Origin of the sequence: Nocardia sp. JCM 34519.1, assembly GCF_020361265.1 — a bacterium.
GTDB classification, from domain to species: domain Bacteria; phylum Actinomycetota; class Actinomycetes; order Mycobacteriales; family Mycobacteriaceae; genus Nocardia; species Nocardia arthritidis_A.
In genome coordinates this window covers 329,481-342,913 of the sequence record NZ_JAIRBR010000006.1, presented here as the reverse complement: position 1 = coordinate 342,913, position 13,433 = coordinate 329,481, and the positions used below count along the sequence as shown (strand labels likewise).

Here is a 13,433-nt window from a genome sequence, read left to right as displayed (position 1 = left end):
ATGGCCGGTACAAGAACTGGACTGGGGTGCGCATGCCACAAGGAATCGAATACTGCCCGGTCGCGATGGGTGCCGAGGCGATCGGCGATCGCTGGACCCTGCTGCTGGTGCGCGAACTGTTGCTCGGCTCGCGCCGGTTCAACGACATCCATCGCGGCCTACCCGGTATCAGCCGGACCCTGCTGTCCGGGCGGCTGCGCCGACTGTGCGCGGGCGGGCTGGTCGCGCGCGAACTCGACACCGAGGGCAGACCCGAATATCGGCTCACCCCCGCGGGCGCCGCGCTGGAACCGCTAGTGTGGCAGCTCGGGAATTGGGCGCGCCGCTGGTGCTTCGGCGAACCGCAACGCGAACAATTCGATACCGCGCTGGCGCTGTGGCGGTTGCGGCAGTATGTGCGCCGCGACCGGCTGCCGGCCCGGCGGGTGATCGTCGAATTCATCATCCGCGACGCGGTCGACGAACTCGCGTGGCTCGTGCTCGCGCCCGAGGAGACCAGCGCCTGCCACCGGCACCCCGGCTACGACACCGACATCTGGGTCACCATCGAACCGGCCGAGCTGCACCGGTTGGTGGCCGGGGCCTCGACCATCGACGCGGCCATTCGAAGCGGAAAGTGCTGTGTCGCAGGCGATCCCGGTCTAATCGCCGAATTTCCAGGCTGGTTCGCCTGGCGCACGGTCACCGCAGCGGCATCGGAGCGTACGGCACGGTAGGCGCCCGGTTGTCGTCGACCTCGATCCGCCTGCCGAGCTGCGGGAAGGCGCGTTGGGCGCAATCGAGTCGGTCACAAACCTTGCAGCCCGCGCCGATCGGGACGGCCGTGCCGGGATCATCGATCGGCAAACCTTGCGAATAAACGAGTTTGGCCGCATAGGCGAGGTCGCAGCCTAGGCCGATCGCGAAATCCCGCTTGGGGGAAAGGTATCCGGGCGTCTTATCGCCAGTGGTGCGCGCCAGCCACAGATAGTTGCGGCCGTCGGGCATTCTGGCGATCTGAGTGCGGATGCGGCCCGGGGTGGAGAACGCCTCGTACACCACCCACAGCGGACAGCTTCCCCCGACGCGGGAGAAGTGAAATGCGGTGGCGGACTGACGTTTCGAAATGTTCCCCGCCCGATCGGTGCGCACCAGGAAGAACGGGACTCCGCGCGCGCCCGGCCGCTGCAACGTCGAAAGACGATGGCACACGGTCTCGAAGCCGACCTCGAATTTCGCGGCAAGCAGCTCGATGTCGTAGCGCAACGTCTCCGCGGCGGCACGGAATTGCGTGTAGGGCAGGATGAGTGCCCCCGCGAAATAGTTCGCCAGCCCGATCCGGAGCACGCCGCGGGAGCGTTCCGGCACCGATTCGGCGCCGGCTATCAGCTCCTCCAGGGTTGCCGACTGAGTGAGAAATGCCAGCTGCGTAGCCAATTGGAAGGCCCGCTGCCCCGGCGAGAGGCGGCGCGCGAGGGTGAGCACCCTGGCCTCGGGATCGTAGAGCCGCTTCGGGCCGGGCGCGTGCGGATCGTCGGTGCGGATCACCACCGCGATGTGATGCTGTTCCCGCAGGATTCGGCTGAGCTGCAGGTCGAGGCCGCCGAGCGTCAGGCCGTTACCGGCGAACAGCTCCTCGGCGGCGGTATCGAGCTGGGCGATGTGGTTGCGCCGGTCGTAGAAGTAGTCCTGCACATCCTCATACGGTCGCGCGATCGTGGAATCCGCTGCGCCGCTGTCTATTCCGGCAGACATCCGCTCGAGTTGCTCGGTGGCGCCGCGCAACCGGCGATGCAGGCCGACGAGTATCCGGGCCGCGGCGGGCACCCTGGCGACCAGATCGTCGATTTCGGCGGTCGTGATATCCGCGCCGTCGGGTTCCTCGGCGAATACATCGTGCAGGTCGGCGATCAGCCTGGCGTCGGTGTCGGCGGCGAAAAAGCCCATATCGAGATCGAATCCGGCATTGAGCCGCAACAGCACCTGCACCGTCAACGGCCGCTGATCGTGCTCCAACTGGTTGACGTAGCTGACCGAGATTCCCAGCGTCTTGGCGAGCGCGGATTGGGATAGCCCGCGTTGCTCCCGCAGCGCACGCAACCTGCCGCCCGCATACATCTTCTGCATGTGGGAAATCTAGCAGTGGCCATTTACACAACTTTCACAATTTCACCGGTCGCATTACGCAAAAGTAGGCATTTGCGAGCCATTTTCGCAGGTATTCGAGTTGTGTAGCGTGCGAAACGTACCGGTGGAAATGCGAAGTCGAAAGGTCGTCGCCCATGAAGGATCATCTCGTCCGCACCCATCGATCCGCCGCGGAATTCCCGCGCGAGGAGCACCTCGCATGGCGGATCGCCGAGGTCGCCGCCGATCCCGTCGCGGTGGCGCCGGAGACCGAGGAGATGATCGTCAACCGGATCATCGATAACGCCGCGGTCGCCGCCGCCGCGCTCACCCGCCGTCCCGTCGCCAATGCCCGTGCCCAGGCACTGGCCCATCCGTATGAGCCGGGTGCGGCCGTCTTCGGCGTCGGCGGCGGGTATTCACCGGAGTGGGCCGCGTGGGCCAACGGAGTCGCGGTGCGCGAGTTGGACTTTCACGACACCTTCCTGGCCGCGGAATACTCGCATCCGGGCGACAATATCCCGCCGATTCTGGCGGTCGCCCAGCACGCGGGCCGCTCGGGTCGCGACCTGATCCGCGGCCTGGCAACGGGTTACGAAATCCAGATCGACCTGGTGCGTGGAATCTGCTTGCACGAGTACAAGATCGATCACGTCGCACATCTCGGCCCGTCGGCGGCGGCCGGTATCGGCACGCTGCTCGGCCTCGATACCGAGACCATCTACCAGGCCATCGGTCAGGCGCTGCACACCACCACCGCCACCCGTCAGTCACGCAAAGGCGAGATCTCCAGCTGGAAGGCATATGCGCCCGCGTTCGCCGGGAAGATGGCGGTCGAGGCCGTCGATCGGGCGATGCGCGGCGAGGGCGCGCCGTCGCCGATCTGGGAGGGCGAGGACGGCGTGATCGCCTGGTTGCTCGGCGGTCCGGACCGGGAGTACACCGTGCCGCTGCCCGGCCCCGGCGAACCCAAGCGCGCCATTCTGGACTCCTACACCAAGGAGCATTCGGCCGAATACCAGAGCCAGGCCCCGATCGATCTGGCGCGCCGAATGCGCGGGCGCATAGGCGATTTGGACCAGATAGCGTCGATCGTGCTGTATACCAGCCAGCACACCCACGTGGTGATCGGGACCGGCTCGGGCGATCCGCAGAAGTTCGATCCACACGCATCGCGGGAAACCCTGGACCACTCGGTCATGTACATCTTCGCCGTCGCCCTGCAGGACGGCGTCTGGCATCACGAACGCTCATACGCGCCCGAGCGCGCCCGGCGGCCCGACACCGTCGAGCTGTGGCGCAAGATCTCCACCGCCGAGGATCCGGAGTGGACCCGCCGCTACCACTCGACGGATCCGAGCGAGCGGGCATTCGGCGCGCGGGCCGAGGTCACGCTGAAGAGCGGCGAGGTGATCGTCGACGAACTCGCCGTGGCCGACGCGCATCCGCTCGGCGCGCGGCCGTTCGCCCGCGAACAGTACATCGCCAAATTCCGCACGCTGGCCGAAGGCGTCATCGCGCCCGCGGAGCAGGACCGGTTCCTCGAGGTCGCGCAGCGCACCGCCGAACTGTCGGAAGGCGAACTGCCACAGCTGAATTTCACCGTCGCCGAGGAAGTGCTCGCGCGCACACCGCGACTGCCGAAGGGACTTTTCCGATGACCGGTCTGCTCGCCGCCGCGACCCCTGCCGCCGACAAACGCGCCGCATTCCGCGCCGGCCTGGCCTCGAATCGCATCCAACGATTTCCCGGCGCGTTCAATCCGTTGGTGGCCAAGCTGATTCAGGAGATCGGCTTCGAGGGGGTCTACGTCTCGGGCGCGGTGCTCTCGGCGGACCTCGGGTTGCCGGATATCGGGCTCACCACGCTGACCGAGGTATCCGGGCGCGGGCAGCAGATCGCGCGGGTCACCGATCTGCCGGTATTGATCGACGCCGATACCGGTTTCGGTGAGCCGATGAGCGCGGCGCGGACCGTCACCGTGCTGGAGGACGCCGGGATCGCCGGGTGCCACCTGGAGGATCAGGTGAATCCGAAGCGATGCGGGCACCTCGATGGCAAGGCCGTGGTACCGGCCGAGGAGATGGTGCGCCGGCTGCGGGCGGCCGTATCCGCAAGGCGCGACCCGGATTTCGTGATCTGCGCGCGCACCGACGCCGCCGCGATCGAGGGCATCGACGCGGCGATCGAGCGGGCGAAGGCATACGCCGACGCGGGCGCGGACCTGATCTTCACCGAGGCCCTGCGCGACGCGGCCGACTTCGAGAGGTTCCGCGCCGCGGTACCGATTCCGTTGCTGGCCAATATGACCGAGTTCGGCAAGTCCGAATTGCTTTCGGCGAGCACGCTGGAATCGATCGGCTATAACGCCGTCATCTATCCGGTGTCCACGCTGCGGTTGGCGATGTGGGCGGCCGAGACCGGGCTGCGCGAAATCTATGAGCAGGGCACCCAGGCGGGCCTGCTGGACCGGATGCAGCACCGCGGCAGGCTGTACGAACTGCTGCAGTACCAGCGCTACAACGAATTCGATTCCGAGATATTCAATTTCACCCTGGGAGGGGATCAGTAATGGAGACCGTCAACAAAGGCCTCGCGGGCGTCGTCGTCGACACCACCGCGATCTCGAAGGTGGTATCGGAAACCAACTCGCTGACCTATCACGGCTATGCCGTGCAGGATCTGGTGGCGCACTGCGGTTTCGAGCAGGTCGCCTATCTGCTCTGGCACGGCGAACTGCCGACCGATGCCGAGTTGGCGGAATTCTGCCAGCAGGAACGGGCCGCCCGACGCGCGGACCGGTCGATGCTCGCGCTGGTGGCCAAGCTGCCGGACAACTGCCACCCGATGGATGTGGTGCGCACCGCGATCAGCTACCTGGGCGCGGAAGACCCACTGGAGGACGATAATTCGCCGAAGGCGAACCGCGCCAAGGCATTGCGCATGACGGCGGTGCTGCCCACCATCGTGGCCGCCGATCAGCGCCGCCGCAGGGGCCTCGATCCCATTGCGCCGCAGGAACATCTCGGCTTCGCGGAGAACTTCCTGAACATGTGCTTCGGCGAGGTGCCCTCGCCGGAATTGGTGCGGGCGTTCGAGGTTTCGCTGATCCTGTACGCGGAACACAGCTTCAACGCGTCCACCTTCGCCGCCCGCGTCGTCACCTCGACGCTCTCGGATATCTACAGCGCGATCACCGCCGCCATCGGCGCGCTCAAGGGTCCACTGCACGGCGGCGCGAACGAGGCGGTCATGCACGACATGCTGGAGATCGGCGAACCGGAGCTGGCCGAACAGTGGCTGCGAAATAAGCTGGCGCGCAAGGAAAAGGTCATGGGTTTCGGCCACCGGGTGTACAAGAACGGCGATTCCAGGGTGCCGATCATGAAGCGGGCGCTCGACGATATCGCCGCGGCCACCGGCGGACAGCGATGGGTGCGCATGTACGAAATACTCGAGCGCACCATGTTCGAGGCCACCGGCATCAAACCCAACGTCGACTTCCCCACCGGCCCCGCGTATTACCTGCTCGGCTTCGATATCGAACTGTTCACGCCGATCTTCGTGATCAGCCGCATCACCGGCTGGACGGCGCACGTCATCGAACAGTGCGCGTCCAATTCGCTGATCCGGCCGCTGAGCGAATATGTCGGCGTGCCACAGCGTTCCGTTGTCGCCTGACGGGCGCTGTCGACGAAGTCGTCCCCAGCCCGCGCACGGCCGGAGCGGATGCGGAGGTACGCCTAGTCGCCGACGCCGGTCCGGTCAGTGAACCCGCGCTGTCGACGTGAATGAGAGGTGTTGTGCCGGTGGGTTATTCGATGAATTCGCCGGTTCAGACCATCGGCTGACCGGGGTCGGCGGCGCGGCTCATCGCGGCGACCAGCCGCTGCCGCTGTTCGGGTTTGTTGCGCAGCCAACCCGCGATGCGGTGCGGGCAGCCGGGCAGCGTGAGCAGCAGCGAGTCGGGCCTGCTGTCCAGGTAGGTGCGCGTGAGCGCGGGCGGAATCACCTCGTCCTGGTCCGGGATGACAAACGCGACCGCGCCCGGAAATGCGGCGATCGCGCCGAACGCCGTCGACGCCGACCAAGCGCCCTCCTCCCGGATCATCCTGGTGAACTCCGGGTCGCCGAACGGCAATTCGGCCACATCTGGCCGATAGGCCGCGGGACAGCACAGGAATACGGCATCGGCCCCCACCGAACCGATGAGGTCGCAGACGGTCTGACCGCTCATGCTGAATCCGACCAGCACCAGCGGTGCGCCCGGATCACACAGCGCCCCGATCACCGCCGCGGCCTGAATCTCCCTGCGGCGCAACGACAATTCGGCGAGCGTCCCCGTGCTCCGGCCGTGCCCGGAAAAGTCGAAGGCCACCGTATTCACCCCCGCCGCAACGACTTCGGTCGCGAGCTGGGTGGTGCGCTCCATACTCCCGGTGCCCGCCCCGTGCAGGAATACGACGTAGCCGCCCGCCCGATCGCCGATCCGCCGCTCGTACGCGATCAGTTCGCCGTCGACGCGCAGCATCCCCGCCTCGACCCGCGCCTCCCCCGATGGCTGCTCGCCGGACCCGCTCATGGCTTCCCTTACCCCAACTGGAAAACGACAACCCGATCATGCCCGACGGCGGCCGTCGGCGGCCACGACTCGCGCAAACCGGCCCGCGCCGATCGATGTCAAAGGTGTGCGGCGAGCAGCTCCAGTTGGTCGACGGCCCCGGCCAGATCGTGCGAAATCGGGTGCAGTAGAACATGATCAGCACCGGCGCGCAGGTGGTCCCGCAAGCGGTCGGCGACGGCTTGCGGATCACCCCAGGCCAGCACGGCGTCGACGAAGCGGTCGCTGAGGTCGCCGCCCAGGTCGGCGTCGGTGTAGCCGAGCCTGCGGAAGTTGTTCGCGTAGAACCCGTTCAGCAACCCACGTCCACCGCCGAACAGGGCACGGATGGCGCCGCGGGCCGAATCGGCGACGCTGTCCAGCAGCAGGAATTGGTGCGGTATCAGCAGACCTTCCGCCCCGAGCAGACCGCGCGCGTTCGCGGTGTGCTCGACCGGCTGCATGAACGGGTGGACACCCTGAAACCGTTGCGCGGCAATCTCGTGCGCCTTCGGCCCGAGCGCGGCGAGCACCCGAGGATAGGCGACCTCCGGCAGCACCCGCTCGGCCGCGGCATCCATACCGTCGAGGTATTCGCCCAGCTGCGCGAGTGGGCGACGGCCGGTCTGCCCGCCGATGCCGAGGATGAACCGGCCCGGATACGCCTCGGCGAGGGTGGCCGCGCCGCTGTGCATGGCGATCGGATCACGGCGGGTGATGTTGGCGACGCCAATGCCGACGACCATCCGGCTTGTCGCGGCCAGCATCAGCCCGTGCTCGGCGAACGCCTCGCGGCCACCCATCGGCGAATCCGCGGGCGGCTCACCGCTCCACAGCGATCCGAAGCCGAGTTCCTCGATGCGGGCGAACTGTTCGCGCTGCACCGCCACCGGGGTCGCCAGCAGCGTCATCGGCGCGAACCACACGCCGAATGACCCGAGCCGCTTGCGAATTGCCCCGAGCTCGCCGGCCGATGGGTTCACCAATACCTCCAGAAAATGTGGGTCTATCGCCGGAGACCAACAACGCCATCCATTCCGCTATGCCCGATCGGCGGAAATCGGCCGCGAGCCAAGGGGAAATCAGGGTGCCGGAGGCTGCGCGATTTGGATCAGTTGCGGATCCCTGGCGCGGGTGAGCAGCACAGCGCGGCCGGGTGGGAGCGGGGTGGGCCGGAATTCGCCGAGCGCCTTGCCTTCGTCGGCGGGTGTGTTCATGAGCAGGATATCGGCGGAGATATCGCGCAACCGTCCGAGGACGCTGCCGGTGAGCGCGCGGGACAGTCCGGTGGCGCGGCGGGCGATCACCAGGTGCAGGCCGATATCGTGCGCCATCGGTAGGAATTCCAGCAACGGTTCCAGCGGATCGTCGCCGCCCGAGGCAACCAGGTCGTGATCGTCGACCAATACATAGATTTCGGGTCCGTGCCACCAGTCCCGCTCATGTAGTTGGTCCGGCGTAATGCTGGCTCCGGGAACACGTTTGGCGAGAAAGGCGGATAGCTCCCTGATCTCGCTCGGCACCGCCGACGCCGCGGCGCAATAGCTGATCAAACGATCCTGTTCCACCGCGCCGAGCAGGGTGCGCCGGTAGTCGATCAAAAGGATGCGGGCCTGTGCCGGAGTCGAATTCTCGGTGATCCCGGCGACGATGTCCTGCAGCACGGTCGTTTTACCGCAGAACGCGTCACCGAACACCATGAGATGCGATCTGGCGTCGAAATCCAGTGCTACCGGCCGTAATTCGGTGTCGTCCAGACCGATGACCACATGCGTGGCATCCTGTTCGACGTCATGCGCCAGCGCCAGCACCTCGTCGCGGGATATCGCCGCGGGCAGCAGCCGCACCTGCGGCGCCCGCCGCGCGCCGTGTTCGGCGCACAGCTGCCGCACCGCCGCCGCGACGCCGCCGGACAACTGCTGCGGATCGGTGACCGCGTCCAGCCGCGGCAGCGCGATGAGCATATGCAGCTTCTCGGGGGCGAGCCCGCGACCCGGCCGGTCCGCCGGAACCAGGCCCGCCGCCTGTCGATCCAGCTGCGAATCGGCCGGATCACCGAGCCGCAACTCGATTCTGGTGCCGACGACGCCGCGCTGCGCCAGCCGCACCCTGCTCCACGGCGACAGCGTGACGATGACGTGGATGCCATACGGAAGCCCTTGTGCCGCAACGGTGGTAATCGTCTGCTCCAGCACGGGATAGTCCTGGTGCACCACATCGAACCCGTCGACGACGAGGAATACGTCACCGTAGCGGTCGACCGGCCCGAGCCGCCGATACTCCGCCATCGATTCCAAACCCATTTCGCGGAACGACTTTTCGCGCTCGCGCAACAACCCGTCCAGCTCGGCGACGGTGCGGCGCACCCGGTCGGCGTCGCGGCGACCGGCCATCGAACCGACATGCGGCAGATCGGTGAGCGCGGATAAGCCGCCGCCGAAATCCAGGCAGTAGAACTGCGCCTGCTCCGGCGTCCGAGTTGCGGCGACGGCCAGGATCAGGGTCAGCAGCGCGGTGGTCTTACCCGACCGCGGTCCGCCGACCACCGCGACCTGCCCCGCGTCCAGATCGACCAGCAGCGTGTCGCGACGGTGCAGACGCGGCCGGTCCACCACCCCGACCGGCACCCGCAGCGGCGGCGAATCCGCCTCGGCCAGCACCATTCCCAGCGTCGGCGCGGTATCGAGCGGCGCCTGCCACAGTCGATGCGCCCGCGGGCCGAACCCGCTCAGCGCGGCGGCGACCGATTCCGTCAGCGGCCGATCCACCTGGCCCGCACCGCTGTCCGTCGGTCCCGACGCGTAGGCGGCGCGGAAGCGGGTCGTCGTGCCCGCTGCGGTCTTGAGGTAGCCGTATCCGGGCGTGCGGGGCAGGTGGTAGGCGTCGGTGGTGCCGAGCACCAGCCGCGATTCCGCCGCGGAGAACGTGCGTAACGCGATGCGATAGGAGAGATAGCTGTCCAACCCGCGCAGTCGCCATTCGTCCGGACGTTGGGCGCCGAGCAGCAGATGCAGGCCCAGCGAGCGGCCGATCCGGCCGATCTGGATCAGTAGGTCGGCGAATGTCGCTGTGCCCGAGAGCAATTCGACGAAATCCTCGATGACGACGAACAGCGTCGGCAGCGGGTCCAGCGGTGCGCCGGCCGCACGGGCCCGTTCGTATTCGTCGATGGTGGTCAGATGCCCGGCGGCACGCAGCAGCTCGCCGCGGCGTTCGATCTCACCCTCCAACACCTCTTGCAGCCGGGTGGGCAGCGAAAGATCCTGTTCGACATCGCGGACATGACCGGCGATATGCGGCAGCCCGGCGAAGGGTTGGAATGTCGCGCCACCGTGGAAATCGACCAGGAGGAAGTTCACCTGAGCGGGCGAATGTGTCAGGGCCAGGCCGAGAACGATGGTCCGCAGCAGCTCGGATTTGCCAGATCCGATCGCGCCGACCACCAGCCCGTGCGAGCCCATACCGCCGTCGGCCGCCGGTTTGAGATCGAGTTCGACCGGGTCGCGCGCACCGGTCCGGCCGATCTTGATCCGGAGCCGGTCGCGCATCGGCCGGTCCCGCCACCAGCTACCGACGTCGAACGCGTCGTTGATGCCGTACAGCGCGGCGAAATCGGCGTCGATACCGTCGGCCGCCGGGCCCGGCGCCGCATCCACCGAGATCCGGCCGACCAGCCGGGCGACGAGATCGGCCGCGCCGTCGGTCATTTCGTCGTCGAGCACCGAATCCGCCGGTGGCTCCCGGATATCGGGCACCGCGACGCGAAACAGCCGCTGCCCGAACATCGCCCACCCCGGCCCATCCGGTAGTCGCTGCGCCCGTTCCGGATCGATCCGGGATTCGTTCGGCCGGTGCAGGCGCAGTTCGAGATGGGCCGGCAGCAGGTCGACCAACCAGCCGGGCACCTCGTTCCAATCCCTGGCGGTCGCGACCACGTGCACCGCGTATTCCCGCCCCTGATCGGCGATCTGCCGCACCAGATCGGCCGTCCCCGAATGCGGTTCGGCGAAATCGCCCCAGCGGTCGATGATCAGGAACAGGTCCGGCACCGGCCCCTCCGGCAGGGTCCGGCGGGCGGCGCGCAGGCTGGACGGCGAGTCGATCCCGAACATCCGGTACAGCCGCTTCCGGTGGAAGATCTCCTGAACCATGGTGCCGAGCAGTTCGTTCACCTGATCCGGCTCATCGTCGCCGACCACCCTGGCGATATGCGGCAGCTCCCGCATCGAACCCAGCCGGTTGCTCGATTCCAGTACGTACACCCGCGCGTCGTCGGTGGAATGGGTGAGCACGAGCGCGGCGACCAAAGTGCGCAGCATGGTGCTTTTCCCGGATCCGGCGCGACCGACGACGAGCAAATTGTTGTCGGCGCCCGCCAGATCCAGCCGCACGATATCGCCTTTGCTGCCGTCCGCGCGCCGCTGCCGCCCGATCGGCACTGCCAATTTCCCGGTACCCCACCAACTTTCGGCACGCAGACCGGAACCCGACACCTCCTCCAGCCGCCCGAGCAGGCCGCCGAGCCGGATCCGGTCGCCCGCCCCGGCGCCGGAGGTCTCGCGCCGGGTCCGCGCGAGGTATACCTCGTCGTTCAAAACGCCGTAGAGGCTTGGTGTTTGGCGATCGGTATTGCGACGCACCTCATCGCTGACATAGGTCCACAGATCATGGGTGCTGATCCGCCCGGTCCCGGTGTCGGCCAGCCCGGTGGTTATGCCGTTGACGATCGCCGCCGTGAATACCGACAGCGAAGACCCTGTGCCGCCGTGATTTCCGTCCTCGGCCTGCTGTACGCCGGTGCACGCCGTCATCACGCAGATGCCGTCACCGGTGACGAGGTGCTCGCCGACACCGTCATCGACGCCACCGGCCGCCTTGATCACATCGTTGCCGAGAAACGCTCCGCTGTAACAGCAATCGAGCAGGATGATCTTGGCGGCGGCGTCGGACTCGCGGATCAGCTCCTTGACGAACGAGGACGAAACCGCGGAACTGCTGGGTAGATTCGGGTCGGTATTGCTGGTGGCGAGGTAGAGGTTGCGGCTGGTCCGGAAGCCGTGCCCGGAGTAGTAGAACAGGACGAGATCCTGCGGTCCCGCGCTGCGGAACATCCGCTCGATGCTGCGCTCGATCTCCGCCTTGGACTCGTTGACCAACATCTCGGCCGGTTGAAATGCGCCGATCTCGGGGTCGCGCAATAGATTTCGCAGCTCCCTCGCGTCCGAGACCGGTGCGTACAACCGGGCGATATCGGGCGAGTGGAAGACGTCGTTGGCGACGAACAGGGCGATCCGGCGGCCCGGCGGACTAGTCATCGGGGCTAGTCATCACCCAACAGGTCCCGCAGCTGTTCGACGATCTGATCGACCTGCCGGTCCGCGGGCCGCTCGATCACCACCTCGCGCTTGCCCTTGCGCACCGTGATCGACACCGCCCTGGTGCGTTCCAGGAAGCGCAGGGCGACGTCGCGGATCGCCAGCGATGCGACGCTCAGCGCGCCACCCGAAACGATGAGCTGCCCGATCTCTTGTGCGACACCGGTTTTGGTGCCCGGATCGGCGTCGGCGGTGGCCACTCTGGCCCGCACGCCGTCTATTTGCCGCAAATCATCGGCCAGTTCGTCGGTCAACTCGGCCAGCCGCTCCGGATTCCGCGGGCCCGAGCCGACGATGAACAACACCTCGGCCATGGATTGATGTCCTCCCCATCCGCCGCATTTCGCGGCCATATCCCCACTGTAATAGCGTCGGCGGGAACGTTCGGCGAAAACGGCGCGGTCCGAACGCTACCGGCGAAGACCCTGCCGTTGTCGTACCCCATTGCTATCTTGGAATTGCTCGAGATCGATCGGTGGGGCTTTCTATGGTGGATGAGCAGCAAGAGGAGTCACCCTTCGTGCGCTCGATGTCCACCCGAGTGGATCGGCGTACCACCGCATACGCTGCCGCGGTGGATCAGTTCCTGGCCCGCCCGCTGGCCGAGCGCAGGCGCATCGGCGAGCAGCGACTATTGGATTCGTTCACCGGGCACGTGGAATCTGTTTTGGCGCAATACGATCCGCCCGGCGTCCGGCGCAAGAGCGACAGCCTCGTCTTCGGGCGCATCTATGCGAGCGGCTATTCCGACACTGCTTTGGTCACCGACGGCGACCAGCCGACGGTGTCCCCGCACCTGCTCGCCGCGCTGCTGGCCGCGGAGATCGAATTCCGCGGGCCGCTGCGGCTGAGCCGCACCCAGAATCGGCAGCTCGCCGAGATCTACGAGCGAATCGGCGACACCATGATGCGGGCGCTGCCCGGCCATGCCGCGCTGGCCTTCCGGCGGGCCGCCAGCCTGTACCGGCAGGACGAGGATGTCGACGCCGACGACCGCTGCAGCCTCAATCTGTCGCGGGCCCGCCGCCGCGCGCAGCCGGTGCGCTGGCGGCGCGTCGGCAGCCTGTTCCCGGATCTGTTGTGCGGCTACGGATATCGGCCGTTCCGAATGCTCGGGTGGATCGCGCTGCAGGTCCTGCTCTGCTTCGCGGTCGTACGCGAGCTGTCGGACGCGCCGACGATCGAAATCGTGTACGACTGCCTGGTCAACTACCTCAACCCGCTCGGTCCCGGCGATACCGCGGGCCTGGAAGGCGCCCAGAAGCTGGTGTTCGGCGTCGAGGCGTACGCGGGTGCGGTGACGATGTCGGTGTTCTTCGCGCTCCTGGTGCGTCGCTGGTTCCGGCTCTGAG

General features: G+C 67.1%; 10 protein-coding genes. 5 read left to right on the top strand and 5 right to left on the bottom strand.

What is annotated here, in order from left to right; genetic code table 11:
- The first annotated feature begins 32 nt into the window (after positions 1-32).
- Positions 33-716 carry a winged helix-turn-helix transcriptional regulator gene (locus LGY53_RS18625; protein WP_225727917.1) on the top strand — a complete coding sequence of 228 codons (684 nt, stop codon included), beginning with the start codon at positions 33-35 and terminating at the stop codon, positions 714-716.
- On the opposite strand, the gene LGY53_RS18620 is transcribed toward LGY53_RS18625, so the two are convergent.
- A complete protein-coding gene (locus tag LGY53_RS18620) occupies positions 682-2,106 on the bottom strand; it encodes a short-chain fatty acyl-CoA regulator family protein (protein WP_225727916.1) in 1,425 nt (474 codons plus the stop codon). The genes LGY53_RS18625 and LGY53_RS18620 overlap by 35 nt on opposite strands.
- A gap of 155 nt (positions 2,107-2,261) precedes the next feature.
- Between LGY53_RS18620 and prpD the strand changes: the two genes are divergently transcribed.
- Genes prpD through LGY53_RS18605 form a run of 3 tightly spaced genes read left to right on the top strand, consistent with a single transcriptional unit; the run spans position 2,262 to position 5,787 of the window.
- Positions 2,262-3,767, top strand: coding sequence for a 2-methylcitrate dehydratase PrpD (prpD, locus tag LGY53_RS18615; RefSeq protein ID WP_225727915.1), 1,506 nt, complete (start codon positions 2,262-2,264; stop codon positions 3,765-3,767).
- Positions 3,764-4,678 (top strand): methylisocitrate lyase, encoded by a 915-nt coding sequence (gene prpB / locus LGY53_RS18610; RefSeq protein WP_225727914.1) that lies wholly within the window; start codon positions 3,764-3,766, stop codon positions 4,676-4,678. The genes prpD and prpB overlap by 4 nt, the downstream gene beginning before the upstream one ends.
- A complete protein-coding gene (locus LGY53_RS18605) occupies positions 4,678-5,787 on the top strand; it encodes a bifunctional 2-methylcitrate synthase/citrate synthase (protein ID WP_225727913.1) in 1,110 nt (369 codons plus the stop codon). The genes prpB and LGY53_RS18605 overlap by 1 nt, the downstream gene beginning before the upstream one ends.
- A gap of 154 nt (positions 5,788-5,941) precedes the next feature.
- Here LGY53_RS18605 and LGY53_RS18600 read toward each other — a convergent pair whose 3' ends face one another.
- The 4 genes from LGY53_RS18600 to LGY53_RS18585 form a co-directional block, all read right to left on the bottom strand.
- Complete coding sequence (locus LGY53_RS18600) at positions 5,942-6,688, bottom strand: alpha/beta hydrolase (RefSeq protein ID WP_225727912.1); 747 nt, start codon at positions 6,686-6,688, stop codon at positions 5,942-5,944.
- A 98-nt stretch (positions 6,689-6,786) separates the two neighbouring features.
- Entirely contained in the window at positions 6,787-7,689 is a 903-nt protein-coding gene (locus LGY53_RS18595; protein ID WP_225727911.1) for a TIGR03620 family F420-dependent LLM class oxidoreductase, read from the bottom strand.
- 99 nt (positions 7,690-7,788) lie between these two features.
- Complete coding sequence (gene eccCb, locus LGY53_RS18590; RefSeq protein ID WP_225727910.1) at positions 7,789-12,021, bottom strand: type VII secretion protein EccCb; 4,233 nt, start codon at positions 12,019-12,021, stop codon at positions 7,789-7,791.
- A 5-nt stretch (positions 12,022-12,026) separates the two neighbouring features.
- Positions 12,027-12,395, bottom strand: coding sequence for a hypothetical protein (locus LGY53_RS18585; RefSeq protein ID WP_225727909.1), 369 nt, complete (start codon positions 12,393-12,395; stop codon positions 12,027-12,029).
- A 173-nt stretch (positions 12,396-12,568) separates the two neighbouring features.
- Here LGY53_RS18585 and LGY53_RS18580 point away from each other — a divergent pair, with 173 nt between their 5' ends.
- A complete protein-coding gene (locus tag LGY53_RS18580; RefSeq protein WP_225727908.1) occupies positions 12,569-13,432 on the top strand; it encodes a hypothetical protein in 864 nt (287 codons plus the stop codon).
- The last annotated feature ends 1 nt before the right edge of the window (position 13,433 follow it).

What these genes read in the sequence shown, in the direction of transcription:
- LGY53_RS18625 (WP_225727917.1), top strand. Translation starts at nt 33, where the DNA reads ATGCCACAAGGAATCGAATACTGCCCGGTCGCGATGGGTGCCGAGGCG.
- LGY53_RS18620 (WP_225727916.1), bottom strand. Translation starts at nt 2,106, where the DNA reads ATGCAGAAGATGTATGCGGGCGGCAGGTTGCGTGCGCTGCGGGAGCAA.
- prpD (WP_225727915.1), top strand. Translation starts at nt 2,262, where the DNA reads ATGAAGGATCATCTCGTCCGCACCCATCGATCCGCCGCGGAATTCCCG.
- prpB (WP_225727914.1), top strand. Translation starts at nt 3,764, where the DNA reads ATGACCGGTCTGCTCGCCGCCGCGACCCCTGCCGCCGACAAACGCGCC.
- LGY53_RS18605 (WP_225727913.1), top strand. Translation starts at nt 4,678, where the DNA reads ATGGAGACCGTCAACAAAGGCCTCGCGGGCGTCGTCGTCGACACCACC.
- LGY53_RS18600 (WP_225727912.1), bottom strand. Translation starts at nt 6,688, where the DNA reads ATGAGCGGGTCCGGCGAGCAGCCATCGGGGGAGGCGCGGGTCGAGGCG.
- eccCb (WP_225727910.1), bottom strand. Translation starts at nt 12,021, where the DNA reads ATGACTAGTCCGCCGGGCCGCCGGATCGCCCTGTTCGTCGCCAACGAC.
- LGY53_RS18585 (WP_225727909.1), bottom strand. Translation starts at nt 12,395, where the DNA reads ATGGCCGAGGTGTTGTTCATCGTCGGCTCGGGCCCGCGGAATCCGGAG.
- LGY53_RS18580 (WP_225727908.1), top strand. Translation starts at nt 12,569, where the DNA reads ATGGTGGATGAGCAGCAAGAGGAGTCACCCTTCGTGCGCTCGATGTCC.